Source organism: Pseudomonas sp. B21-040 (assembly GCF_024748695.1).
In the GTDB taxonomy this organism is placed as follows: domain Bacteria; phylum Pseudomonadota; class Gammaproteobacteria; order Pseudomonadales; family Pseudomonadaceae; genus Aquipseudomonas.
Genome location: NZ_CP087176.1, coordinates 5,282,304 through 5,306,192 on the forward strand (window position 1 = coordinate 5,282,304; position 23,889 = coordinate 5,306,192).

Sequence of the window (23,889 nt, forward strand, 5' to 3'; positions counted from 1 at the left end):
GTGGGCAGGTCCAGGGATGGCCTCATTGGAACGGGCGACACATAGCCGCAACAATGGATAAAAAATCATACTAGCCATGTCCTCACGTCATACCTTGGATCCCAATGAAACGACTGCCACCTCTGCCGGCGCTGCACACTTTCCTGATCACCGCGCAGTGCTGCAATTTCACCCGCGCAGCCGAACAGCTGCACATCACCCAAGGCGCAGTGAGCCGACAGATCGCCGGGCTGGAAGATCATCTGGGCTATGAGCTGTTCATTCGCCAGGCCCGAGGCCTGGACCTGACGGCTGAAGGACGTGAATGGCTGCCACGGGTCCAGCAGATTTTCGGCCTGATCGACGAGGCGGTGGAGCAGATCGGCGAGAAGCGCGAGACCTTGCAACTCAAGGCCCCGACGTGCGTCATGCGTTGGCTGTTGCCGCGCCTGTTGCAGTGGCAACGGGAGCGCCCGGATGTGCCGGTGGAATTGACTACCACGATCAAGCACGGTGTGGATTTTCATCGCGAGCAGTTCGACGCGGCGGTGATGTACGGCGCGCAGCCAGACAGCGTATTGGTGTCCCAGCGCCTGTTTGAAGAACAACTGACGCCGGTCTGCTCCAAACCGCTGCTCGAAGGCCCGGTGCCGCTGCAGACGCCCGAAGATCTTGAGAAACACATGCTGCTGCACCCGACACGGGATGAACGGGACTGGAAGGCCTGGCTGGCCACCGCCAATGTTCGCTTGAGCAATGTCAGCAAGGGTCAGCACTTTGAAACGCTGGACCTGGCGATGTCGATGGCGTCTCAGGGAACGGGGGTAGCGATTGGGGACTGGTCGTTGATTGGCGATGACTTGAGCGCCGGGCGGCTGGTCATGCCGTTTGAACTGAAGGTGAAGACGGGGCTGGCGTATTACCTGGTGTTCCCGGAAAAACCCGGACCGTCGCCGAAGTTGCGCGAGCTGATGGGGTGGTTGGTGGAGCAAGCGCAGGCGCGATGAGCGAAATCCTGTAGCAGCTGGCGAAGCCTGCGTCCGGCTGCGTAGCAGTCGTAAAACCATAGTTCACGGTGTGTCAGAAAAACCGTGGATGCAGGGTTTACGACTGCTACGCAGCCGGACGCAGGCTTCGCCAGCTGCTACAAGGTTTGCGGTGATCAGTACCCGACGGTGAAACGCTGGCGAGTGTGCTTCGGCGCTTCCACTTCATCCATCATCGCAATCGCATAATCGGCAAACGTGATCCAGCTGCGCCCGGCACTGCTCACCAGCAAGTCATCCTGGCCAACCCGGAAGTTTCCGCTGCGCTCGCCTTCGACAAACTCCGCCGATGGCGACAGGAACGTCCAGTCCAGATCCTTTTCTTGACGCAGGCTCCCCAGGAACTCGGCACCGGCGCTGGCCTCTGCCTTGTACGCCTCAGGGAAACCTTCGCTGTCGATCACCCGAGTGCCATTGGGCAACAACAACGAACCGGCACCGCCCACCACCAGCAGGCGTTTCACACCGGCCTTTTTCACTGGGCCGATGACGGCACTGGCGGGCAAGGTCGCGAAGTGCGCGGCGCTGATCACCACATCATGCCCCGCGACCGCCGCTTGCAACGCCTCGGCGTCGAGTGCATCCACGGCTTTGTTCACCACACCGGCACGCGGGCCGAGCTTCGACGTGTCGCGAGCGATGGCCGTAACGCTGTGACCGCGACGTAGGGCCTCTTCCAACAGTTGGCTACCGGCACGACCGGTGGCTCCGATGATTGCGATGTTGCTCATGACGTTCTCCAGTTGGCTCAAGTGAATTAGTGCATGCGGAATGATCGTTCCCACGCTCTGCGTGGGAATGCCTCAACGGACGCTCCGCGTTCAGCTTTGAATGGGACGCGGAGCGTGGGAATACTCATTCACCCCACTTCATCTCGCCCTTCGCGACTTTGGCGCTCAACTCCAGCGAGCTTTCCTCGCCCAGTGTCGGGTAGCGTTTCTTCATCGCGGCGATCAGTGCAGCGGAGTCTTTTGCCTTGGCGGTTTCATCATCGAAGGCCTTGATGTAGTCGGCGGTGAACTGCACGGCCGCCAACGAGCGGGCACTGTCACCGAGGTAATGACCCGGCACGATGGTTTTCGGTTTCAGGGTTTCGATGGAATGCAGCGTAGTCAGCCAATCGGCGTGTGACTGCGGTGTTTGCGTGTCAGCCATCCAGACGTGGATGTTTTCTGCCACGACCACGCCTCCGACAACGGCCTTGATCGACGGAATCCAGACGAAGGTGCGATCCGGTTGCTTGCCCGCCAGCCCCACCACCTGCAACTTCTGCCCTTCGAGCATCAGGCTGTCGCCCTTGAGTACACCCGGCACGATGGTTTTAGAGGGGACGTCGGCGCCCATTTTCGGGCCCCAGAACGCGAGTTTGCCGTCGACGGTGTGCTTGATGTGATCCACGGTCGGTTGCGAGGCGAGCACTTTGGCGTTCGGGAACGCAGCGGTCAGGGTGTCGAGGCCGAAGTAGTAATCCGGGTCGCCGTGGCTGATGTAGATGGTGGTCAGTTGCTTGCCGCTGGCGCGGATTTTCTCGACGACCTGTTCAGCCTGGGATTTGCCGAACTGCGCATCCACCAGAATCGCGTCCTTTTCGCCACTGACCAGCACCGACGTCACCGGGAAAATCGCCTTGTCGCCGGGGTTGTAAACGTCCAGAGTCAGCGTCGATGCCGCGGCTGCATGGGCCGCGAAGCCGAGCGTGGCGGTGGCCAGCAAAATACGTTTAAGCGAGGTGAAGCCGATCATCTGTTGCTCCGTTGTTGATGGCCAAGGTTGGCCGATGGCTCTGTAGGAGCTGACGAGTGAAACGAGGCTGCGATCTTGTAAAGGCAAGATCAAAAGATCGCAGCCTCGTTTCACTCGTCAGCTCCTACAGGGGGACAGAGCTTAGTTGCCTGACTCAGTACAAAAAATGCGATGCTTGAACATAGTTTGTTTCTAAAAGTGGGCAAATCATGGATCGTCTACAAGCAATGCGCGTGTTCGTCAGCGTGGTCGACCTCGGCAGCCAGTCGGCGGCGGCCGATCAACTGGACCTGTCACGCCCGGTGGTTTCGCGTTATCTGGCGGAACTGGAAGATTGGGTCGGCGCCCGGTTGATGCACCGCACGACACGCAAGTTGAGCCTGACGGCTGCCGGCACCGAGATGCTGCCCCGCTGCCGGCAGATGCTCGACTTGTCCACCGACATGCAAGCCGCCATCCGCGAGCCCGACGATGCGCCGCGCGGGCTGTTGCGGATCAGCGTCAGCACCTCGTTTGGTCAGGCCCAACTGGCGGACGCCATGGCCGCCTACGTCAAACGTTACCCCGGCGTCAGCATCGATATGCAGATGCTCGACCGCACCGTGAACCTGGTGGATGAACGCATTGATCTGGCGATACGCACCAGCAACGACCTGGACCCGAATCTGATTGCCCGCCGGCTGACGGTCTGCCGCTCAGTGATTTGCGCGTCCCCGGCCTATCTGCGTGAACATCCGAGGCCACAGCGGGTGGAAGATTTGAGTCAGCACAACTGCCTGACCCATTCCTACTTCGGCAAAAGCCTTTGGCATTTCGAGGAGGACGGTGAGCCGGTCTCGGTGCCGGTGCAGGGCAACATCAGCGCCAACGAAGCCAGCACGTTGCTGCGCGCGACAATGGCCGGCGCGGGGGTGGCAATGCTCCCCAGTTATCAGGCCGGCGTGCATATCCACAGCGGTGAGCTGATTCGTCTGCTACCCCATGCCGAGCCCCGGCAGATGAACATCTACGCGGTGTACGCCTCACGCAAACACATGCCGGCGGCGCTGCGCAGCCTGCTGGATTTTCTTGTTTTAAGGTTCCCCGAGGAACCGGAGTGGGATGTCGGCCTATAAAAAACCTGCGAGCTTGCTCGCGATAGCGGTAGTTCAGTCGACATCGTTGTTGAATGATCAATCGCTATCGCGAGCAAGCTCCCACAGGGGATCATCAAGGCTCTGAATACCGTGTCAGAGCCGATATCGCTTCAGTGGCAACTCCACCGCGCTGACCTATGCTCAAAGTAATACCCAAGCGGTATTCGTTCAGAGGTCAAACGCCATGAACACCAAAACAAGAAGATACCTCGCCATTTTCATTACCTGCGCGGCGACGCTGGCGCTGTATGGCACAGCCGCCTGGCGGGTCGAGCAGTTGCGCCAACTGCCCCGCGAATTTGCGAGCTGCAACTTCGAGCGCTGCATCCCCCACAACGCGACCCTCAACGCCCTGCGCTAACGAAGAGGATCAGGCCTCGTTGTCCTGATCGGCCTTCAAGCGGTCGCGAAACGCCTTGGGAGAAATCCCCACTCGACGCCGGAACAGGCGCGTGAAGTTGGTCGGATCGGAAAATCCCAACATGTCGGACATTTCATAAATGGTCATGCTGGTGTAGGTCAGCAAACGCTTGGCCTCCAGCAATTGCCGTTCGTGCATGATCTGCAACGCCGGTTGTCCCGCCAGTTCACGGCACGTGCCGTTGAGGTGGGACACGGAAATCCCCAGCCGATGCGCCAGGTCTTCGACCTTGACGTGCTGGCGGTAAGTCTCTTCCACCAGTTGAATAAAACCGTTGAGGTATTCCCGGGCACGCTGCGGACGCTGGCTGGCAGTGCGGCGCGTGATTACCTGCCGGCTGACCCACACCATGATCACGCTGACCAACGAATGCATGAGCATTTCACGCGCCGGTTGGTGACCGGTGTATTCGTCCTGCAGCGCTGAAAAAAGGCTGTTGAGGTAATCGCCGTCCTTGCCCGCCGGGTAGCTTTCGGCCTGGGCCAGCGCATTTACCGAGTTGCCCAGTTGCGCCTGCAGATGGGTCACCAACGGCGCGGCCAGGGTCAATACAAACCCTTCGACGTCCTCGGAAAACCGATAACCGTGCACCGACAATGGCGGCAGGATCAGGATGGCAGGCTCAGTCAGTTGCGTGCGTTTACCTTCGATTTCAAGCTCTGCCTGACCTTTGAAGACGAAGAGTAACTGGCACAAATCGGCGTGGCGGTGGGGTTTGATTTCCCATTGGTGTTCGCGGCTGCGTTTGGAAATGGTTTCGCAGTGCAGCAAGTCCGGGGTCGGCCAGTCCAGGCTTTCACCGTAGAGCTTGAACACTGGAATCGAAGGCAGGTCAGGCTTGTTCATCACTTCAATCCAGGCTTCAGGTGACGGGCGATAATCGCACCGATTGGCAGAATGTACAGATATCGGCTCAGTTTTCACCTTCAATTGACAGACTCGCAAGGGAAAAATGCAAGCACTCGATCCATAAAAATAATTCACCGGCTCTGGTCGCGTGGAGCTTGCGAGCCATAACAACAATGAAAACGCTGAAAACCCAAATCGCCATCATTGGCGCCGGTCCGTCCGGTTTGCTGCTCGGCCAGTTGCTGCACAACGCCGGTATCGACACCCTCATCCTTGAACGCCAGAGCCCGGATTATGTGCTCGGTCGAATCCGTGCCGGCGTCCTTGAACAAGGCATGGTAGAGCTGTTGCGTCAGGCCGGTGTCGGGCAGCGAATGGACGCCGAAGGACTGGTGCACACCGGTTTCGAACTGGCGCTCGACGGCCGCCAAGTACACATCGACCTGCACGCCCTGACCGGGGGCAAAACCGTGATGGTGTATGGCCAGACCGAAGTCACCCGCGACCTGATGGCCGCTCGTCGGGAGGCCGGTGCGCAGACGATTTACGAGGCCGGCAATGTCGTCCCGCTCGGCATGAAAAGCGACGAACCTTTCGTGACCTTCGAGAAGGATGGCCAGACGTATCGCCTCGATTGCGACTACATCGCCGGGTGCGACGGCTTCCATGGCGTGGCACGCCAATCGATCCCCGACGACTGCCTCAAGGTGTTCGAGCGGGTCTATCCGTTCGGCTGGCTCGGCATTCTCGCCGACACGCCACCGGTGCACGAAGAGTTGGTGTATGCCCGTCACGAACGTGGTTTTGCGCTGTGCAGCATGCGTTCGTCTACCCGTACCCGTTATTACCTCCAGGTGCCGGTCGAGGATCAGGTGCAGGACTGGTCGGACCAGCGCTTCTGGGATGAGCTCAAATCGCGGCTGCCGACCGCCCTCGCCGACGCGCTGGTGACCGGCCCGTCCATCGAAAAAAGCATCGCGCCGCTGCGCAGCTTTGTGGTCGAGCCAATGCAATACGGGCGGATGTTCCTGGTCGGCGACGCGGCGCACATTGTCCCGCCCACCGGCGCGAAGGGCCTGAACCTGGCGGCCAGTGACGTCAGCACGCTGTTCAATATTCTGTTGAAGGTTTACCAGCAAGGACGCGTGGATTTGCTGGGAAAATACTCCGAGATCTGCCTGCGCCGGGTGTGGAAAGCCGAACGGTTTTCCTGGTGGATGACGTCGATGCTGCACCGCTTCGACGAGCATGACGCGTTCAGTCAACGCATCAGCGAGTCGGAGCTGGACTACTTTGTCGGCTCTGAAGCGGGTAGAAAAACCATTGCAGAAAATTACGTCGGGCTTCCATACGAGGCTATCGAATAGCTTGCTATCGCAGGGTGTGTTATCCATTTTTCCCGCGTCGCGGGAAAAATGGATAACACACCCTGTACACTGGCGAGCATCCCCGCTCGCCTTGCCCCTTGCGGATCCATCACTGCCCGCAGGTTTTACCGTGACCAATCTCAACCAGCCTGACACGCCCAAGCCAGCCATTCGCAGCGTGCTGATCGCCTTGATGCTGGCGATTTTTCTCGGCGCGCTGGACCAGACCATCGTCGCCGTCTCGATGCCGGCGATTTCCGCGCAGTTCAAGGACGTCAGCCTGCTGGCCTGGGTGATTTCCGGGTACATGGTGGCGATGACAGTGGCGGTGCCGATCTACGGCAAGCTCGGCGATTTGTATGGTCGGCGCAAGCTGATGCTGTTCGGCATGGGGCTGTTCACCCTCGCTTCGTTGTTTTGCGGCATGGCCCAAAGCATGGAGCAACTGGTGCTGGCGCGGATCATTCAAGGCATCGGCGCGGGCGGGATGATTTCGGTCAGCCAGGCGATCATCGGCGACATCGTGCCGCCTCGGGAGCGTGGTCGTTATCAAGGCTATTTCAGCAGCATGTACGCGGTGGCGAGCGTCGCCGGCCCGGTGCTTGGCGGTTACATGACCGAGTACTTGTCCTGGCGCTGGGTGTTTTTGATCAATCTGCCGCTGGGCCTCGGTGCCTGGCTGGTGGCCAATCGCACACTCGTCGGGCTGCCGGTGCCACAGCGCAAACCCATCATTGATTACCTCGGCACGCTGCTGATGATCATCGGTTTGACGGCGTTGCTGCTGGGTATCACTCAGGTGGGTCAGGGTCATTCGTGGCGCAGCGCCGAAGTGCTGGCCTTGTTCGGGTCTGCGGTGTTGGTACTGGCGCTGTTCGTCTGGCATGAGCGTGGAGCGCGTGAGCCCTTGCTGCCGATGCACTTGTTCGCCAACCGCAATGCCATTTTTTGCTGGTGCACGATTTTCTTCACCAGCTTCCAGGCGATCTCGTTGATCGTGCTGATGCCGCTGCGCTTCCAGAGCGTCACCGGCGCCGGGGCCGACAGCGCCGCGCTGCACTTGTTGCCACTGGCCATGGGTTTGCCGATTGGTGCGTACTTTGCCGGACGCCGGACCTCCGTCACCGGGCGCTACAAACCGATGATCCTGACGGGCGCTGCACTCATGCCGATGGCGATCCTGGGTATGGCGTTCAGCCCGCCCCAGGCCTTTTGGCTCAGTAGCCTGTTCATGTTGCTGTGCGGGATCGCCAGTGGCATGCAATTCCCGACGTCATTGGTCGGCACGCAGAATTCGGTGGAGCAGCGTGATATCGGCGTTGCCACCAGCACCACCAATCTCTTCCGCTCACTGGGCGGCGCGGTGGGAGTGGCGTTGATGTCGGCACTGTTGCTGGCACTGTTGCAGGATTCCAGTTTTGCCCACATTGCCGGTTCATCGCTGATTGCCGAGGGCAGCTCGGGCAATGTCTTGCTCGACGGCCTGAACGCCGCGCCGGGGGATGCGCAAAACGCCTTGCGCGCCGAACTGTTGCTGACCTTCAGGCATTTGCTGATGGTCAGTGCGGCGGTGTCGCTGCTGGGGCTGGCGGCGGCGATTGCCATGCCGAATATGTTGTTGCGCGGGCGAGAGGATAAGGTTCGGTAGTAGACCGAGTCGCGGCCATCGCGGGCAAGCCCGCTCCCACAATAGACCGAGTTGTTCCAGAGAACGCGGTCAACCGTGGGAGCGGGCTTGCCCGCGATAGCGGTTTATCAGTCACTGAGATTCAAGGGCTGTAATACCCGACAGCCACCAGGAAGTGCCCGACCTTTTTAAGGTAGGCATGCTTGTCTTCAACCTTGCCGGTCACCGGGTTTTTCCAGCGGTATGCGTATTCGCCATAATCCTGTTTGGCCATCAACGCCAGGATCGGCTCGCCCACCGGTTTGCCGTCCGGGTCCTTGATCTTGCTGAAGTCGGTATTGATCAGCCGCAGATTGGTGCCGTGAGCCACATAACGCTGGGTGTCCAGGTCGACGACGAATACATACAGGTCATCCTGCAAGTAACCGCCCTTGAGGGAGTTGATGGCGGTCAGCGTACCCTTCTCGTCCTTGGCCAGATCGGTCGCGGCTTTGTTCAGCAGCGCCATGGCCTGCTCCGCCGACGCCCGTGGCAGGTAGTAACCGACCGCGAGGATTCGCGCCCCCACGCGCTGATAGAACACATGCTTGAGCTCGACCTTGCCGTCGGCCCAGTTCTGCCAGCGGTATTCAGCCTCCTGGATGCCATTGCCCTCCGGTACTTTCAAGGCGTCCTTGAAGGCTTTCTGCAAGTCTGGCCCGAGCGTCTCGGTCACGTTCCGTCCGATCAACGCCGCAGACGGCCCACCACTGGCGAGCATTACGCCTTTGGTATCTACCACAAACACGTAGCGTTCCTTGTCGACAAACTCGCCCTGACGGCTGAACGCCGCGAGGGCCTTGTCGCCATTGTCGTGGTAATAGGCCAGGGCTTTCTCCAGCAAGGCCCTGGCAGCCTGGCTGTCTTCTTTTTCGGTGCCGGCAGCGAAAGCCTGGCCCAAGCACAGAAGCAGCATTGCGCCCATCAAGGTCAATTTGTGCAAAACCCCCATTGTGCATCCCTCGTTCTTGTCGATGTTTCAAGAGCGTAGACGGCAATGGGAGATACACCCAGACCCGTAGCAGCTGTCGAGCCCCGGCGAGGCTGCGACCGGCTGCGAAGCAGTCGCAAAATCTACCGACTCGGTGCTTCAGGTAGACCGAGTTGATCGGATTGACGACTGCTTCGCAGCCGAACGCAGCCTCGCCGGGGCTCGACAGCTGCTACAAGGTTGCCTGAGGTTTATTGCCGGGCGCGAAGCTGCTGCTGCAGGTTCTGGATTTGGGCCTGAAGGGTGTTGATGTTGCGGGTGACCTGGCCGCGGAACGCGTCGAACTCAGCGGTATTGGTGGAACCTTGCGCAACGGCCGGGCGGTTGTCCTGCAGGCTTTTGAGCACAACCATGTCTTGTTCCAGACGATCAATGGCTGCACTTGGGTTGCCTTGTTTTTTCAGCGCGGCGACGTCGGCGCCAAGGCTTTTCAGTTCGGCCTCGACTTTGCTGGTGTCCGCCGGGGCACTTTTCAGTGCGGTCAATTCGCTGCTCAGCGATTTGAGCTGCGCCTGCAATTGCGTATTGGCCGCCTGTTGTTCGGTGTGCTGGGTGGTGAGTTGCGCCAGACGCTTATCCAGATCGCTGGTTTGCGCGGTCATCTGCGCCAGGCGCTTGTCCAGATCCGAGGCCTGACCGACTACGCCTTGTTGCTGCTTGCCTTGATCCAGCAGCTTGTTTTCCAGGTCTTTGATTTGCAGTTTCAGCGCTTCGCTGTCGCTGGTGACGTTGGTCTGGCTGGCAACGACCTTGCCGGAAATGTCCTGCAAGCGCCCCGCCGCTTCCTCACTGATACGCGCGAAACTTTCCTGGGTGGCCACCAGTTGTTGTTCCATCAGCGAGATCTGCTGAAAGCTCCACCAGGCAAGGCCGGCAAAGGCAAAAAACAAGGCGCCGACCAATGCCCACAGCGCGCCGGTGCTGGCGCTCTTGACCTTGACCACCGGTGCCGGCCGCGAATGCACGCTGGTGCGAGCGGTAGGCGCAAAATCATCATCGTCGAGGCTGTCGGCGCGCAGGCTCGGTACATCATCAAAATCGTCGTTGGCATCGTTACGCATGGACATTGAGTCAACCTTTGTGAAACGCGGTGATGGCTTTATGCGGCGAGTATAAACCCCACTGCCGCACCGATTGACTCCCTACTCCCAACTCGGTTCAGTGCGGGCAGACGACTAGCGCGACGTCAACGCAGGTCTTGAGCCTTCCACCAACTGCAGAATTCATCGAGGGCGGCCCAGACACTGACTTTCGGATCGTAGTCCAGATAATGCCGGGCGCGGCTGATGTCCAGGGTGAAATTTTTGTTCATGACCTGCATGCCCAGCCGCGACAACGTCGGCTCGGGACGCCCCGGCCACAGTTTGCACACACCTTCGTTGAGTGCCGCGACGGTGTAACCCAAACCGTAGGAACGGTAGCGCGTGACTTGTGGGACTTCCATGTTGCGCATGACGTAATTGACCACATCCCACAACGGAATCGGCGTTCCATTACTGATGTTGTAGGCCTTGCCCAATGCCGAGCCGCTGGCCAGCAAACTGCTGAGCAACGCTTCGTTGAGGTTGTGCACGCTGGTGAAGTCGACCTTGTTGAGGCCGTTGCCGATGATCGCCAAGCGGCCTTTGCGCTGCATTTTCAGCAGGCGTGGGAAGATGCTCATGTCACCTGCGCCGGTGACGAAACGCGGACGCAGGGCCAGGGTTTCGAGGCCAAACTCCTGGGCACCGAAAACCTTTTGCTCGGCCAAAAATTTGGTCGCAGCGTAGGGGTGCTTGAAACGCTTGGGCACCTGTTCTTCGGTCAACCCCAAGTGGTCGCGACCGTCGAAGTAGATCGACGGCGACGACAAGTGCACCAGGCGTCGAACGCGCTGTTTCAGGCAGGCTTCAACCACGTTTTCAGTGACCTGGACGTTGCCTTGATGAAAGTCCTGATAACGTCCCCACAGCCCCACCGCCCCCGCGCAATGGACCACGGCCTCGACATCTGAACACAGGTCGCGCGCCAGTTCCGGGTCGCTCAAATCGCCCTGAATAAACTCGGCGCCACGGCGCACCAGATGTTCGACGCTTTCGGCCCCGCGACCGTTGACCCGCACGTCCAGGCCCTGCTCCAACGCGAAACGCGCAAAGCGTCCGCCGATGAAGCCGCTTGCGCCGGTGACCAGAATTTTCATGTAGTGCTCCGATGTCTTTCGTTTTGCCTGATTCGTGAGTCTTGACGCTGCCCGTCAGTCCAACGGCACCAGCCATTGCTTCGACGAACGCACCAATTGGTCCGTCAGCAACCCCAGAAGCTGACCGCCATTACGCCAATGATGCCAGTACAGCGGCACATCGATGGGCTTATCTGGCAAAAGCTCGACCAATACACCGCGCTCCAGTTGCTCGCGCACCTGTAATTCAGGCACCAGCCCCCAGCCGAGTCCGGCCTCGGTCAAACGAATGAAGCCTTCTGACGAGGGGCATAAATGGTGTTCGAAACCGCCATCAACCCCCACCGAAGCAAGGTAACGATGTTGCAGGAAATCGTCCGGGCCAAAGACCAGCGCCGGGGTTTTCGCCAGTTGATCGGCACGAACGCCTTGCGGGAAATGCCGGGCGATGAACGCCGGGCTGGCCAATGCCCGATAACGCATGGCCCCCAACAGAACGCTGCGAGCACCGGCCACCGGGCGCTCACTGGCGCAGACACACGCCGCCACGTCACCGGCACGCATGCGTTTGAGGCCGACGGTCTGGTCCTCGACCACCAGATCCAGCAGCAAGTGTTGTTCGGCGCAAAAATCGCCCACCGCTTGCGCCCACCACGTGGCCAGGCTGTCGGCATTCAATGCAATTCGCAGACGTTCCGGCAGGCCTTCTTCGTCCAGCGCCGGCACCTGGGATTGCAAGTCACGCTCCAGCAGCCGCACTTGTTGCACATGGTTGAGCAAGCGCCGACCGATTTCAGTCGGGGCTGGCGGCGTAACCCGCACCAGCACCGGTTGGCCGACCCGCGCTTCCAGCAACTTGATGCGCTGGGAGATCGCCGATTGCGACAAGCCAAGCACCTGCGCGGCCCGTTCGAACCCGGCCTGCTCGATAACGGCAGCCAGGGCAGAGAGTAATTTATAGTCGAACATCAGTTTTCCTAATGAGCGATCAGCATGATTGGTTTTTCTTATACAGGTTAGCAGCCCAGAATGCCCGACAAGCACTTTTGAACAAGGAATACCGACATGGCTGGTGAAACTTCATTGGCAACCTTGCTGCGCAGCATGAGCCCGCAACTCAACGCCGGCGAATACGTGTTTTGCACCCTGCGCGACGGCACGTTGCCGACTGGCCTTGAGATCGTCGGCAGCTTTCGCGAGCAGGAAGGTCTGACCGTGATTCTGGAGCGCTCCCACGCCGAACAGGCCGGTTTCAGCTTCGACTATGTCGCGGCCTGGATCACCTTGAATGTGCACTCGGCGCTGGAAGCAGTTGGCCTGACTGCCGCGTTCGCCACCGCTTTAGGCAAGGCCGGCATCAGCTGCAACGTGATCGCAGGTTACTACCACGACCACCTGTTCGTCGGTCAGGCCGATGCTGAACGTGCCCTGCAAGTATTGCGCGATCTCGCGGCCAACGGGGAGTAATGACGTATGTGGCAAAGTTATGTAAACGGCCTGCTGGTCGCCGCTGGACTGATCATGGCGATCGGCACTCAGAATGCGTTTGTGCTCGCGCAAAGTCTTCGACGCGAACATCACCTGCCGGTGGCAGCGCTGTGCGTGGTCTGCGATGCATTGTTGGTGGCGGCCGGAGTCTTCGGCCTCGCGACGGTCCTGGCGCAAAATCCGACACTGCTGGCGGTCGCCCGCTGGGGTGGCGCGGTGTTTCTGATTTGGTACGGCAGCCAGGCACTGCGCCGGGCCTGCTCGAAACAAAGCCTGCAACAGAGTGAAAACCAGACCGTTCGCTCACTGCGTGCCGTCATGCTCAGTGCGTTGGCCGTCACCCTGCTCAACCCGCACGTTTATCTGGATACGGTGTTGCTGATCGGCTCTCTCGGGGCGCAACAAACCGAGCCCGGTGCTTATGTGGTGGGCGCGGCGAGTGCGTCGTTGCTGTGGTTTTTCACCCTGGCGCTGGGCGCGGCGTGGCTGGCGCCGTGGCTGGCCCGGCCAAGTACATGGCGGATACTCGACCTGCTGGTCGCGGTGATGATGTTTGCGGTGGCGTTTCAATTAATTGTTGCAGGCTGATTATTCCAAAAGGCTCTGGAACCTCTATTCCACACAGTTGTTGCGTGGTTATGCCGCACCCCCGGTGCTATGATCCGATTCCCTGCGCCGCAAAGAGTACAAACTCCCCGGCGCTTGTCTGGCCGCCCGTGATCGGCCTTGCGCTCACCGCAACTGACCTGACTAGGAGAATCATCATGGCTTTCGAATTGCCGCCGCTGCCTTACGCACACGATGCCCTGCAGCCGCACATTTCCAAGGAAACTCTGGAATACCACCACGACAAGCACCACAACACCTACGTCGTGAACCTGAACAACCTGGTGCCAGGCACCGAGTTCGAAGGCAAGACCCTGGAAGAAATCGTTAAATCTTCGTCGGGCGGTATCTTCAACAACGCCGCTCAGGTCTGGAACCACACCTTCTACTGGAACTGCCTGGCGCCAAACGCCGGCGGTCAACCTACCGGCGCGCTGGCTGAAGCCATCAACGCGGCTTTCGGTTCGTTCGACAAGTTCAAGGAAGAGTTCAGCAAGACGTCCATCGGCACCTTCGGTTCCGGTTGGGGCTGGCTGGTGAAAAAGGCTGACGGTTCCCTGGCCCTGGCCAGCACCATCGGCGCCGGCAACCCGCTGACCAACGGCGACACCCCGCTGCTGACCTGCGACGTCTGGGAACACGCCTACTACATCGACTACCGCAACGTTCGTCCGAAATACGTCGAAGCGTTCTGGAACCTGGTCAACTGGAAATTCGTGGCTGAGCAGTTCGAAGGCAAAACCTTCACCGCTTAATCTCGACGCCAGTCAAAAAAACCCGGCTTTTGCCGGGTTTTTTTCGCCAGGAGAATGTCAGGTCGCTTGAGGGTCAACGTTATCCAAGGCTCGGTTCACTGCCAACTCGGCCAGCATGATGATCTGCTGGATCGCCAGCACGGTGTTTCTCTGCGGGCCGATCAGGTTCGCGGCGAAATCACTGGTCATGACGCTGGCGGAGGCCAGTGACTCGCAGGCCTGGGCCAGGAGGCTTTCGGTGTCCATGTTGGGGGCGACCAGAAACATCGTGCTGGGGCGGCGGGGTTTTTCGGTGTATTGGGACGGGGGATCGAGGTAGTAGTCGAGGGCGCGTTTTATGGCTTCGCGGTCTCGGAGGAGTGCTTCGGATTGGGTGTCTTCGGCGGTTGGGGTGGTGGTGTTGAAGGGTGGATCGGGAATTAATTTGTCCATTGAGCATTTCTCCAGCGTTGGAGCCTCCACTCGCCGCTTCTCACACGGCGAAGAGGTGGCAGCTATGTGCGAGGTGAGAAGACCGGTTATGGACACCCGGCCGGACCGAAGTCCGCCCGCACACAGCCGCCATAACGCATTTGCCGGCAGCGAATAAGCTGGCGGCGATTATGCGTGTACAGACACTGGATGACCATAAGTTGCCGGGCTCTCACACCCGGTCGCTGAATTTTCAGCGACAGCCAGAGGTTAGAGAGACTGCTTCCTACCCGGCAACCTGAAAAATGCGTGGGAAAGCACTGCGTTTCTTACACATCTTTCAACACACAAAAATGGAACGCGGAGCGTCCCCGGCGACATTCCCACGCGGAGCGTGGGAACGATCAATTGATGCACACCTGTTAGAGATTGGTTGGCTGCCAGACCGCCATCGCGGGCAAGCCCGGCTCCTACAGAGACTAGGTACACCTGCTAGAAATTGGATGGCTGTCAGGCCGCCTTCGCGGGCAAGCCCGCTCCCACAAAAAGCAAAACAACCCACATCTGCTCTTGCCCCTCACCACTCATCAGGCCGAGCGTTAGCTCGCCTACAGCTTTTGATCTTGATCCACCCGCCCCTTCGGGAGGCTGAGTGGAGGTGTTCATCCGGGGAGTGGCGCGCAGCGCCGTTCGACGCAGTCGAACACGCTGCATGTAGGTCGAAGCGAAGCCGACCGGAGGGCAGTGTCCCCGGATGAATACCGGAGCGAAGGAACGCCGAGCCCCAGCGAGGGGCCGGACGCCGGGGCGAGACCTTTGCTTCCTTTGGGGCGTTTGCCAAAGGGAGTCGACCGTCAGGGCGAAACCATAAGTAGCCGTTACCGCAGCAACGGATATGTACCCCCCCCACAGCCTCAACGCGCCCCCAAAAAAATCAAGCCAAAATCGGACGATGAAACCAGCGATCAACCCCTTGCCCCAACGCCACACCCGTCTAACATCAACCAAAAGGAAAAATAGTCCCCATCCCCCTCAAGTTGAAGGACCCAACTACCGACACAGTACTAATCGGACAAATACCCCAGGCAACTGCATATCGGCCAAGCCCACAGGCAAAAACCCCCTGTGATTGATTGTCCCTTTGACTGCAAACACAGGATTGCCAATACTCATGGCAACTTGATGCTACCCGCACGGAACAAGGAATAACCCTTTGAAGCTGGAACTCAAGAACAGCTTGTCGGTGAAGTTGCTCCGGGTCGTGCTCCTGTCGGCATTGATCGTCGGCGTGGTCTTGAGCTGTGCGCAAATCGTCTTCGATGCCTACAAGACGCGCCAGGCCGTGGCCAATGACGCCGAACGCATCCTCGACATGTTCCGCGACCCCTCGACCCAGGCGGTCTACAGCCTGGACCGGGAAATGGGCATGCAAGTGATCGAAGGCCTGTTCCAGGACGACGCCGTGCGCCAGGCCTCCATCGGCCACCCCAACGAAGCCATGCTCGCGCAAAAAACCCGCGAATTGCAGCATTCAAACAGTCGCTGGCTGACCGACCTGATCCTCGGCAAGGAACGCACCTTCACCACCCAACTGGTAGGTCGCGGCCCTTACAGTGAATATTACGGCGACCTGAGCATCACCCTCGATACCGCCACCTACGGGCAGGGCTTCATCGTCAACTCGGTGATCATCTTCATTTCCGGCGTGCTGCGCGCCTTGGCCATGGGCCTGGTGCTGTACCTGGTCTATCACTGGCTGCTGACCAAACCGCTGTCGCGGATTATCGAACACCTGACCGAAATCAACCCGGATCGCCCCAGCGAACACAAAATCCCGCAGCTCAAGGGCCACGAAAAGAACGAACTGGGGATCTGGATCAACACCGCCAACCAGTTGCTCGAATCCATCGAACGCAACACTCACCTGCGCCACGAAGCGGAAAACAGCCTGTTGCGCATGGCCCAGTACGACTTCCTCACCGGCCTGCCAAATCGCCAGCAATTGCAGCATCAGCTGGACAAGATCCTGGTCGACGCCGGCAAATTGCAGCGTCGGGTCGCGGTGTTGGTGGTGGGCCTGGATGACTTCAAAGGCATTAACGAACAATTCAGCTATCAGACCGGCGACCAATTGCTATTGGCCCTGGCTGACAGGTTGCGGGCTCACAGTGGCCGCCTCGGCGCCCTCGCCCGTCTGGGCGGCGACCAGTTCGCCCTGGTCCAGGCCGATATCGAACAACCCTACGAAGCCGCCGAACTGGCGCAAAGCATTCTCGATGACCTGGAAGCGGCGTTTGCCCTCGATCATCAGGAAATACGCCTGCGCGCGACCATTGGCATCACCTTGTTTCCCGAGGATGGCGACAGCACCGAGAAGCTGCTGCAAAAAGCCGAACAGACCATGACCCTGGCCAAGACGCGCTCACGCAATCGCTATCAGTTCTACATTGCCAGCGTCGACACCGAGATGCGCCGCCGTCGTGAACTGGAAAAAGACCTGCGCGACGCACTGCTGCGCAATCAGTTCTACCTGGTCTACCAACCCCAAATCAGTTACCGCGACCACCGGGTGGTGGGCGTCGAAGCGTTGATTCGCTGGCAACATCCCGAGCATGGCCTGGTACCGCCCGATCTGTTCATTCCGCTGGCCGAGCAAAACGGCACCATCATTGCCATAGGCGAATGGGTGCTGGATCAGGCCTGCAAACAGCTGCGTGAATGGCACGACCAGGGCTTCCCCGACCTGCGCATGGCGGTCAACCTGTCCACCGTGCAATTGCACCACGCCGAGTTGCCGCGAGTGGTCAATAACCTGCTGCAAATGTACCGTCTGCCACAGCGCAGCCTGGAACTGGAAGTGACCGAAACCGGCCTCATGGAAGACATCAGCACCGCCGCCCAACACCTGCTGAGCCTGCGCCGCTCCGGCGCATTGATCGCCATCGATGACTTCGGCACCGGCTATTCGTCACTGAGCTATCTGAAAAGCCTGCCGCTGGACAAAATCAAGATCGACAAGAGCTTCGTGCAAGACCTGCTCGATGACGACGACGATGCAACCATCGTTCGAGCGATTATCCAGTTGGGCAAGAGTCTGGGCATGCAGGTCATTGCCGAAGGCGTGGAAACCGCCGAGCAAGAGGCCTATATCATCTCCGAAGGCTGCCACGAAGGTCAGGGCTATCACTACAGCAAACCCTTGCCGGCACGTGAGTTGAGCGCCTACCTGAAACAGGCCCAGCGCAGTAACGCGGCCATTTTGTAGATTTGTAGAGATTCGAAAATCGTAGCCTCGTTTCACTCGACAGCTCCTACATGGGCCCCCGTGCTTCTGTAGCAGCTGTGTAGCAGCTGTCGAGTGAAACGAGGCTGCGTTTCTTTTGATCCACGACACAACCCCGTGTGAATAAGAAATATTTCCACCTGCAACCCTTTACACATAATGCGAAAGATTTGCATTATGTCGCAGTTTTGCGCGCGTGAAGCGCCCTTCCACCCCCTCTTGAAGCAGGATGTTCACCATGATTCGTATGCCTCTGGCTACCGCCAGTCTGTTGGCCATCGCTATTTCCCTCGCCGGTTGTGGCGAAGGCAAAGACAAGACCACGGCAGCGCCAGCGCCTACACCAGTCGCCAGCGCTGCCGCTGCTCCAGCGGCTGCGCCTGCCGCTGTCAGCAAAGTCGATGAAGCCGCCGCCAAAGCCGTTGTCGCGCACTACGCCGACATCGTCTTCGCCGTATACAGCGATGCCGAATCCACCGCGAAAACCCTGCAAACCGCCGTCGACGCCTTCCTCGCCAAGCCGAACGCCGACACCTTGAAAGCCGCCAAGGCTGCCTGGGTCGCTGCCCGCGTTCCTTACCTGCAGAGTGAAGTGTTCCGCTTCGGCAACACCATCATCGACGATTGGGAAGGTCAGGTTAACTCCTGGCCACTGGACGAAGGCCTGATCGACTACGTCGACAAATCCTACGAACACGCACTGGGTAACCCGGGCGCCACGGCCAACATCATCGCCAACACTGAAGTCCAGATCGGCGAAGACAAGGTCGACGTGAAAGACATCACCCCGGCAAAACTCGCCAGCCTGAACGAGCTGGGTGGTTCCGAGGCTAACGTCGCCACCGGCTACCACGCCATCGAGTTCCTGCTGTGGGGCCAGGACCTGAACGGCACTGGCCCTGGCGCCGGCAACCGTCCTGCTTCCGACTACCTGGAAGGCAAAGGCGCAACCGGTGGTCACAACGACCGTCGTCGCGCTTACCTGAAGTCCGTGACCCAACTGCTGGTCAGCGATCTGGAAGAAATGGTCGGTAACTGGAAGCCAAACGTGGCTGACAACTACCGCGCCACGCTGGAAGCCGAACCGGTTGAATCCGGCCTGCGCAAAATGCTGTTCGGCATGGGCAGCCTGTCCCTGGGCGAACTGGCGGGCGAGCGCATGAAGGTTTCCCTGGAAGCCAACTCCCCGGAAGACGAACAGGATTGCTTCAGCGACAACACCCACAACTCGCACTTCTACGATGCCAAAGGCATTCGTAACGTGTACCTGGGCGAATACACCCGCGCCGACGGCACCAAAATGACCGGCGCCAGCCTGTCGTCCCTGGTGGCCAAAGCCGACCCGGCTGCCGACACCACTCTGAAAGCCGATCTGGCCGCGACCGAAGCCAAGCTTCAGGTCATGGTTGATCACGCCAACAAAGGCGAGCACTACGACCAACTGATCGCCGCTGGCAACACCGCGGGCAATCAGATCGTGCGTGACGCGATCGCTTCCCTGGTCAAGCAGACTGGCGCGATCGAAGCCGCTGCTGGCTCGCTGGGTATCAGCGACCTGAACCCGGACAACGCTGATCACGAATTCTGATCAACGCTGGCTGACTGAAAAAGGCGACCTTCGCAGACTGTGTGAAAACGCGCTGAAGGCCGGCCCAACAAACGCCCCGACTTGTTCGGGGCGTTTGTTTTGGTGCGGGCGACAGGCGAAAAAAGCCTTTCAGCCCATTAACGCCATCAATTGGCGGGCCCCGAGCACACTAATTGCGCGTTTTAGGTTGTAGGCACTCACTGCCAAGGCCATTTCCGCTCTCGCGCCCTCCAGTTGACGCAACAGGAAGCGAGCATTGCCAAACAGCCATTGCTTCAGGTTGCCGAAGGGGTGCTCAACAATGGATCTTCGGTTGGCCATCATCTGCGGATGGGCCAGCATTCGTTGCTCCATTCGCTCAAAGGCTTCTTCATGGGCGTGGCGTGAGACGTAGCGGCGCTGAGCGCCAGTGCATTGGGATTTGAGCGGGCAGGCGGCGCAGTCGCTGACATCTGCCTGATAGATCCGATCGCCCTTGTGGCGCTGTTTGAGCGTTAACCACTTGCCTGCCGGGCACTGATAACGATCGTGTTCGGCTTCGTAGATAAAGTCTTTGCGCTCAAAAAAGTCCTCACCACCAGGATTGACCGAGCGGTTGGGCGGCACATAAACGGTAATCGCAGCCTCCTCGCAGGCCTGAAACTGCTGGCCGTTGGAGTAGCCGGCATCGGCAGTCACGGTCAGGGCATCTTGTTCCAGCTGTTCTTTGGCGGCTTTAGCCATTGGTTCGAGTTGCTTGCGGTCGTCGCCATCCTGGGTAACCTCATGATGCAGAATCAGGCAATGCTTGGCATCCACGGCGCTCTGCACGTTATAGGACACACGCGGCCCCTTGGGCGTGCGCATCATTCGGGCATCGCTTTCGTGGGTGTTGAACTGCTCCAGGCCCATCGAGTTCATCAGCGCTTGGCAGCTCTGATTGTCCTGCTGGCGAACTTTAAGCTGCACCAGTGCTGTTTTGATCGCGCCGCGATCAATCACCTCTCCCGCATCGAGCCTGTCAGCCTCATCCAGTTCGGCCAGATACTGAGCGATGCGCTTATCCAGTTTTTCTTCCTGACGCTTGAGTTGCTTGAGGTTCATATGGCGCCGCGAGGAAGCGACTGCCTGAAACTTGCTGCCGTCGATGGCCACCAAGTCTCCTGCGATCAGACCGGCCATGCGGCAAAACCGGACGAAGGCACCGCACGTCGCCACAAAGGCGGATTTGTTGTTTTTGCGAAAGTCGGCGATGGTCTTGAAGTCGGGCTTAAGCCGGTTGATCAGCCACATCACTTCGATGTTGCGCTGGCACTCGGCTTCGAGACGCCGCGATGAGCGAATCCGCTGAAAATAGCCATAGAGGTAGAGCTTGAGCTGATCGGCAGGATCATAAGAAGGACGACCTGTGCTTTTGGGCAGCGCTTTATCAAAGCCCAGTTGCACCAGATCCAGCTTGGCGACGTACAGGTCAATAACCCGAACGAGATGATCCTCGGGGATCAGTTCTTCCAGCGAGACCGGGAACAGACTGGTCTGGCTACGGGACTCACCTTGGATGTAAGCCATAACGAAAAATGCTCCGTATCTTTCGATACGGAGCATTTTCTTTGAGCTTTGCGCAGATTGCTAGGTTTTCACACAGTCTGTTCGGGTCGCCTTTTTCATACCTGCCAACCACCGATCCGATCGTTCCCACGCTCTGCGTGGGAATGCAGCCCGTGACGCTCCGCGTCACACCAAAAGCCGAACGCGGAGCGTCCGTTGAGGCATTCCCACGCAGAGCGTGGGAACGATCACCCTGCGCCAGATCAAGCAAACGATAATTCCTCTTATTCAAATTCCCATCCCCTGTTAGACTTTGCGCCCTTGTTTTGCTCGCCTTGCAGGATGTCTGATGCCCCCGCTGCCTCTTCGCTTGTCCGCACTGTTGCTGGCCCTGGGCCTGAGTGCCTGCGATGACGCCCCGCGTTTTACCAAGGCCGAACCCGGTGAAGCCCGTTCCGGTGGCAGCGCGACCGTACGCAAGACCGATCAGAACTCGTTTTCCCTGCCGTCCGCCAATCTGCCGCCGTCACGGCGCGTGGACTTCAGCGTCGGCAACAGTTTCTTCCGCAGCCCCTGGGTGATCGCGCCGTCGACCACCACCGCCCGTGACGGCCTCGGCCCGTTGTTCAACACCAATGCCTGTCAGGGCTGCCACATCAAGGACGGTCGCGGCCATCCGCCGACGCCGGATGCGCCGAACGCCGTGTCGATGCTGGTGCGCCTGTCGATCCCCAATGCGCCGGCCTATGCTCACGTCATCGAGCAGCTTGGCGTGGTGCCGGAGCCGGTCTATGGCGGGCAGCTCCAGGACATGGCCGTGCCCGGTGTCGCGCCGGAAGGCAAAGTGCGCGTTGATTACACGCCCGTTGCGGTGCGTTTCAAGGACGGCACTGAAATTGAACTGCGTAAACCGCGGCTGAACATCACTCAATTGGGCTACGGCCCGATGCACCCTGACACCCGTTTCTCGGCACGTGTCGCACCGCCAATGATTGGCCTGGGCTTGCTTGAAGCGATCCCCGAGGAGACGATCCTGGCCAATGCCGAGGCGCAGGCGAAGGCCAAAAACGGCATCGCCGGACGTCCGAACCAGGTCTGGGATGACGTGCAACAGAAGACCGTTCTCGGGCGATTTGGCTGGAAAGCCGGGCAACCGAACCTCAATCAACAAAATGTTCACGCGTTTTCCGGCGATATGGGCCTCACGACGAGCCTCAGACCCTTCGATGACTGCACCGATGCGCAAACCGCCTGCAAACAGGCGCCCAATGGCACCGGCCCCGATGGCGAGCCGGAAGTCAGCGATAACATTTTGCGTCTGGTGCTGTTCTACACCCGCAACCTTGCCGTACCGGCCCGCCGCGATGTCGGTGCGCCCGACGTCCTGGCCGGCAAAAACCTGTTCTATCAGGCTGGATGCCAGTCCTGTCACACACCGACGTACACCACCGCCGCCAACGCCGCCGAACCTGAACTGGCCAATCAAGTGATTCGCCCATACAGCGATCTGCTGCTGCATGACATGGGCGACGGTCTGGCCGACAACCGCAGCGAATTCCAGGCCAGTGGCCGCGACTGGCGCACGCCGCCGTTGTGGGGCATCGGCCTGACACAGGCGGTCAGTGGCCATACCCAGTTTTTGCATGATGGCCGCGCACGCAATCTGCTCGAAGCCGTGCTCTGGCATGGCGGTGAAGCGACGGCCGCGCAGCAACAGGTTTTGTCTTTCAATGCCGAACAACGCGCTGCGTTGCTGGCATTTTTGAACTCACTTTAAACACTTATAAAGAATCGGGAGCCCGACATGTTCCGCCCCAAACTGTTGTTCACCAGCCTTGCAGCACTCGCACTGGGCGCCTGTTCACCGCAGGACCCGCAAGCCGTGACATCGGCCGCCATCGCCAAGTCGGTGATCCTGCCGACTTACACCCGCTGGGTTGAAGCCGACCGCCAACTGGCTGTCAGCGCCCTCGCCTACTGCGAAGGCAAGGAAAACCTCGACACCGCCCGCGCTGATTTCCTGCACGCACAGAAAGCCTGGGCCGAGCTGCAACCGCTGCTGATCGGTCCGTTGGCCGAGGGTAACCGTTCGTGGCAGGTGCAGTTCTGGCCAGACAAGAAGAACCTGGTCGGCCGTCAGGTCGAACAACTGGTCAGCGCCCAGCCGCAGATCGATGCAGCGGCCCTGGCCAAGTCCAGCGTGGTGGTTCAGGGGCTCTCGGCCTATGAATACATTCTGTTCGACAGCAAGCCAGACGTGGCCAACGACGCGCAAAAAGCCAAGTACTGCCCACTGCTGAAAGCGATTGGCGAGCGTCAGAAACAGCTGGCCGAAGAGATTCTGCAAAGCTGGAACAGCACCGACGGCATGCTCGCACAATTGAGCAAGTTCCCGAACCAGCGCTACGCCGACTCCCACGAAGCCATCGCCGATTTGCTGCGTGTACAAGTCACCGCCATCGACACCTTGAAGAAAAAACTCGGCACGCCGATGGGCCGTCAGAGCAAGGGCGTGCCGCAGCCGTTCCAGGCTGATGCATGGCGCAGCCAGTCGTCCCTGACCGGTATCGAAACCAGCCTCGCCGCGGCCAAAACCGTGTGGGAAGGCGTCGACAACAAAGGCCTGCGCGGCCTGTTGCCGGCTGAGCAAAAGCCATTGGCCGACAAAATTGATGCTGCCTACGCCGCCGCACTGAAACTGTTCGCCAGCAATCAACGCTCGCTGACCGAAATGCTCAAAGACGACGCCGGTCGCCAGCAGCTCAACGATCTCTACGACAGCCTCAACGTTGTCCATCGCCTGCACGAAGGCGACCTGGCCAAGGCGTTGGGCATTCAACTGGGCTTCAACGCCAACGACGGTGACTGATGAGGG

21 protein-coding genes are annotated in these 23,889 nt (G+C 59.5%); 12 read left to right on the forward strand and 9 right to left on the reverse strand.

All coding sequences use genetic code 11. From position 1 onward, the window contains the following. The first annotated feature begins 104 nt into the window (after positions 1–104). On the forward strand, positions 105–986 hold the full coding sequence (locus tag LOY55_RS24190) for a LysR substrate-binding domain-containing protein (RefSeq protein WP_258667004.1): 882 nt from the start codon (positions 105–107) through the stop codon (positions 984–986). 155 nt (positions 987–1,141) lie between these two features. Here the strand turns inward: LOY55_RS24190 and LOY55_RS24195 are convergent, their stop codons facing one another. Next, positions 1,142–1,756 (reverse strand): NAD(P)-dependent oxidoreductase, encoded by a 615-nt coding sequence (locus tag LOY55_RS24195; RefSeq protein WP_258667005.1) that lies wholly within the window; start codon positions 1,754–1,756, stop codon positions 1,142–1,144. A gap of 124 nt (positions 1,757–1,880) precedes the next feature. Beyond that, positions 1,881–2,768 (reverse strand): MBL fold metallo-hydrolase, encoded by an 888-nt coding sequence (locus LOY55_RS24200; RefSeq protein WP_109785045.1) that lies wholly within the window; start codon positions 2,766–2,768, stop codon positions 1,881–1,883. A gap of 209 nt (positions 2,769–2,977) precedes the next feature. Here LOY55_RS24200 and LOY55_RS24205 point away from each other — a divergent pair, with 209 nt between their 5' ends. Further along, positions 2,978–3,883 carry a LysR family transcriptional regulator gene (locus LOY55_RS24205; RefSeq protein WP_223525696.1) on the forward strand — a complete coding sequence of 302 codons (906 nt, stop codon included), beginning with the start codon at positions 2,978–2,980 and terminating at the stop codon, positions 3,881–3,883. A gap of 205 nt (positions 3,884–4,088) precedes the next feature. Beyond that, on the forward strand, positions 4,089–4,265 hold the full coding sequence (locus LOY55_RS24210) for a hypothetical protein (protein WP_175648977.1): 177 nt from the start codon (positions 4,089–4,091) through the stop codon (positions 4,263–4,265). A 9-nt stretch (positions 4,266–4,274) separates the two neighbouring features. On the opposite strand, the gene LOY55_RS24215 is transcribed toward LOY55_RS24210, so the two are convergent. After that, positions 4,275–5,171 (reverse strand): helix-turn-helix domain-containing protein, encoded by an 897-nt coding sequence (locus LOY55_RS24215; RefSeq protein WP_258667008.1) that lies wholly within the window; start codon positions 5,169–5,171, stop codon positions 4,275–4,277. Between the two features lie 176 nt (positions 5,172–5,347). Here LOY55_RS24215 and pobA point away from each other — a divergent pair, with 176 nt between their 5' ends. Beyond that, positions 5,348–6,541 carry a 4-hydroxybenzoate 3-monooxygenase gene (pobA, locus tag LOY55_RS24220; RefSeq protein ID WP_258667009.1) on the forward strand — a complete coding sequence of 398 codons (1,194 nt, stop codon included), beginning with the start codon at positions 5,348–5,350 and terminating at the stop codon, positions 6,539–6,541. 130 nt (positions 6,542–6,671) lie between these two features. After that, entirely contained in the window at positions 6,672–8,189 is a 1,518-nt protein-coding gene (locus LOY55_RS24225; RefSeq protein WP_258667010.1) for an MDR family MFS transporter, read from the forward strand. A 121-nt stretch (positions 8,190–8,310) separates the two neighbouring features. On the opposite strand, the gene LOY55_RS24230 is transcribed toward LOY55_RS24225, so the two are convergent. The 4 genes from LOY55_RS24230 to LOY55_RS24245 form a co-directional block, all read right to left on the reverse strand. After that, the gene (locus LOY55_RS24230) at positions 8,311–9,159 is read right to left on the reverse strand and encodes a cache domain-containing protein (protein WP_046033239.1); all 849 of its coding nucleotides are present in this window, start codon (positions 9,157–9,159) and stop codon (positions 8,311–8,313) included. Positions 9,160–9,389: 230 nt separating this feature from the next. Continuing rightward, a complete protein-coding gene (locus LOY55_RS24235) occupies positions 9,390–10,265 on the reverse strand; it encodes an ATPase (RefSeq protein ID WP_109785040.1) in 876 nt (291 codons plus the stop codon). A gap of 119 nt (positions 10,266–10,384) precedes the next feature. Next, the gene (locus tag LOY55_RS24240; RefSeq protein ID WP_258667012.1) at positions 10,385–11,377 is read right to left on the reverse strand and encodes an NAD(P)-dependent oxidoreductase; all 993 of its coding nucleotides are present in this window, start codon (positions 11,375–11,377) and stop codon (positions 10,385–10,387) included. Between the two features lie 54 nt (positions 11,378–11,431). After that, positions 11,432–12,325, reverse strand: a complete 894-nt coding sequence (locus tag LOY55_RS24245; RefSeq protein WP_077431356.1) for a LysR family transcriptional regulator ArgP — start codon at positions 12,323–12,325, stop codon at positions 11,432–11,434. Between the two features lie 96 nt (positions 12,326–12,421). On the opposite strand from LOY55_RS24245, the gene LOY55_RS24250 reads away from it, so the two are divergent. The 3 genes from LOY55_RS24250 to LOY55_RS24260 all read left to right on the forward strand — a co-directional run bounded on the left by LOY55_RS24250 (position 12,422) and on the right by LOY55_RS24260 (position 14,205). Next, entirely contained in the window at positions 12,422–12,823 is a 402-nt protein-coding gene (locus tag LOY55_RS24250; RefSeq protein WP_046033235.1) for an ACT domain-containing protein, read from the forward strand. Positions 12,824–12,829: 6 nt separating this feature from the next. Continuing rightward, the gene (locus LOY55_RS24255; RefSeq protein WP_046033234.1) at positions 12,830–13,432 is read left to right on the forward strand and encodes a LysE/ArgO family amino acid transporter; all 603 of its coding nucleotides are present in this window, start codon (positions 12,830–12,832) and stop codon (positions 13,430–13,432) included. A 176-nt stretch (positions 13,433–13,608) separates the two neighbouring features. Then, a complete protein-coding gene (locus LOY55_RS24260) occupies positions 13,609–14,205 on the forward strand; it encodes a superoxide dismutase (RefSeq protein WP_065949384.1) in 597 nt (198 codons plus the stop codon). Between the two features lie 57 nt (positions 14,206–14,262). Here LOY55_RS24260 and LOY55_RS24265 read toward each other — a convergent pair whose 3' ends face one another. After that, on the reverse strand, positions 14,263–14,637 hold the full coding sequence (locus tag LOY55_RS24265) for a DUF6124 family protein (protein ID WP_258667014.1): 375 nt from the start codon (positions 14,635–14,637) through the stop codon (positions 14,263–14,265). 1,192 nt (positions 14,638–15,829) lie between these two features. Here LOY55_RS24265 and LOY55_RS24270 point away from each other — a divergent pair. Both LOY55_RS24270 and LOY55_RS24275 read left to right on the forward strand, forming a co-directional pair. After that, the gene (locus tag LOY55_RS24270) at positions 15,830–17,881 is read left to right on the forward strand and encodes a bifunctional diguanylate cyclase/phosphodiesterase (protein WP_258667015.1); all 2,052 of its coding nucleotides are present in this window, start codon (positions 15,830–15,832) and stop codon (positions 17,879–17,881) included. 256 nt (positions 17,882–18,137) lie between these two features. Beyond that, the gene (locus tag LOY55_RS24275) at positions 18,138–19,487 is read left to right on the forward strand and encodes an imelysin family protein (RefSeq protein WP_109785264.1); all 1,350 of its coding nucleotides are present in this window, start codon (positions 18,138–18,140) and stop codon (positions 19,485–19,487) included. Between the two features lie 129 nt (positions 19,488–19,616). Here LOY55_RS24275 and LOY55_RS24280 read toward each other — a convergent pair whose 3' ends face one another. Then, positions 19,617–21,035, reverse strand: coding sequence for an IS1182 family transposase (locus tag LOY55_RS24280; protein ID WP_223525272.1), 1,419 nt, complete (start codon positions 21,033–21,035; stop codon positions 19,617–19,619). Positions 21,036–21,363: 328 nt separating this feature from the next. Between LOY55_RS24280 and LOY55_RS24285 the strand changes: the two genes are divergently transcribed. After that, complete coding sequence (locus LOY55_RS24285) at positions 21,364–22,791, forward strand: di-heme oxidoredictase family protein (protein ID WP_109785039.1); 1,428 nt, start codon at positions 21,364–21,366, stop codon at positions 22,789–22,791. A 27-nt stretch (positions 22,792–22,818) separates the two neighbouring features. Then, a complete protein-coding gene (locus LOY55_RS24290) occupies positions 22,819–23,883 on the forward strand; it encodes an imelysin family protein (protein WP_046026451.1) in 1,065 nt (354 codons plus the stop codon). The last annotated feature ends 6 nt before the right edge of the window (positions 23,884–23,889 follow it).

Excerpts from the sequence above, each read along its gene's own strand:
- LOY55_RS24190 (WP_258667004.1), top strand. The coding sequence starts at position 105 with ATGAAACGACTGCCACCTCTGCCGGCGCTGCACACTTTCCTGATCACC.
- LOY55_RS24195 (WP_258667005.1), bottom strand. The coding sequence starts at position 1,756 with ATGAGCAACATCGCAATCATCGGAGCCACCGGTCGTGCCGGTAGCCAA.
- LOY55_RS24200 (WP_109785045.1), bottom strand. The coding sequence starts at position 2,768 with ATGATCGGCTTCACCTCGCTTAAACGTATTTTGCTGGCCACCGCCACG.
- LOY55_RS24205 (WP_223525696.1), top strand. The coding sequence starts at position 2,978 with ATGGATCGTCTACAAGCAATGCGCGTGTTCGTCAGCGTGGTCGACCTC.
- LOY55_RS24210 (WP_175648977.1), top strand. The coding sequence starts at position 4,089 with ATGAACACCAAAACAAGAAGATACCTCGCCATTTTCATTACCTGCGCG.
- LOY55_RS24215 (WP_258667008.1), bottom strand. The coding sequence starts at position 5,171 with ATGAACAAGCCTGACCTGCCTTCGATTCCAGTGTTCAAGCTCTACGGT.
- pobA (WP_258667009.1), top strand. The coding sequence starts at position 5,348 with ATGAAAACGCTGAAAACCCAAATCGCCATCATTGGCGCCGGTCCGTCC.
- LOY55_RS24230 (WP_046033239.1), bottom strand. The coding sequence starts at position 9,159 with ATGGGGGTTTTGCACAAATTGACCTTGATGGGCGCAATGCTGCTTCTG.
- LOY55_RS24235 (WP_109785040.1), bottom strand. The coding sequence starts at position 10,265 with ATGTCCATGCGTAACGATGCCAACGACGATTTTGATGATGTACCGAGC.
- LOY55_RS24240 (WP_258667012.1), bottom strand. The coding sequence starts at position 11,377 with ATGAAAATTCTGGTCACCGGCGCAAGCGGCTTCATCGGCGGACGCTTT.
- LOY55_RS24245 (WP_077431356.1), bottom strand. The coding sequence starts at position 12,325 with ATGTTCGACTATAAATTACTCTCTGCCCTGGCTGCCGTTATCGAGCAG.
- LOY55_RS24250 (WP_046033235.1), top strand. The coding sequence starts at position 12,422 with ATGGCTGGTGAAACTTCATTGGCAACCTTGCTGCGCAGCATGAGCCCG.
- LOY55_RS24255 (WP_046033234.1), top strand. The coding sequence starts at position 12,830 with ATGTGGCAAAGTTATGTAAACGGCCTGCTGGTCGCCGCTGGACTGATC.
- LOY55_RS24260 (WP_065949384.1), top strand. The coding sequence starts at position 13,609 with ATGGCTTTCGAATTGCCGCCGCTGCCTTACGCACACGATGCCCTGCAG.
- LOY55_RS24265 (WP_258667014.1), bottom strand. The coding sequence starts at position 14,637 with ATGGACAAATTAATTCCCGATCCACCCTTCAACACCACCACCCCAACC.
- LOY55_RS24275 (WP_109785264.1), top strand. The coding sequence starts at position 18,138 with ATGATTCGTATGCCTCTGGCTACCGCCAGTCTGTTGGCCATCGCTATT.
- LOY55_RS24280 (WP_223525272.1), bottom strand. The coding sequence starts at position 21,035 with ATGGCTTACATCCAAGGTGAGTCCCGTAGCCAGACCAGTCTGTTCCCG.
- LOY55_RS24285 (WP_109785039.1), top strand. The coding sequence starts at position 21,364 with ATGCCCCCGCTGCCTCTTCGCTTGTCCGCACTGTTGCTGGCCCTGGGC.
- LOY55_RS24290 (WP_046026451.1), top strand. The coding sequence starts at position 22,819 with ATGTTCCGCCCCAAACTGTTGTTCACCAGCCTTGCAGCACTCGCACTG.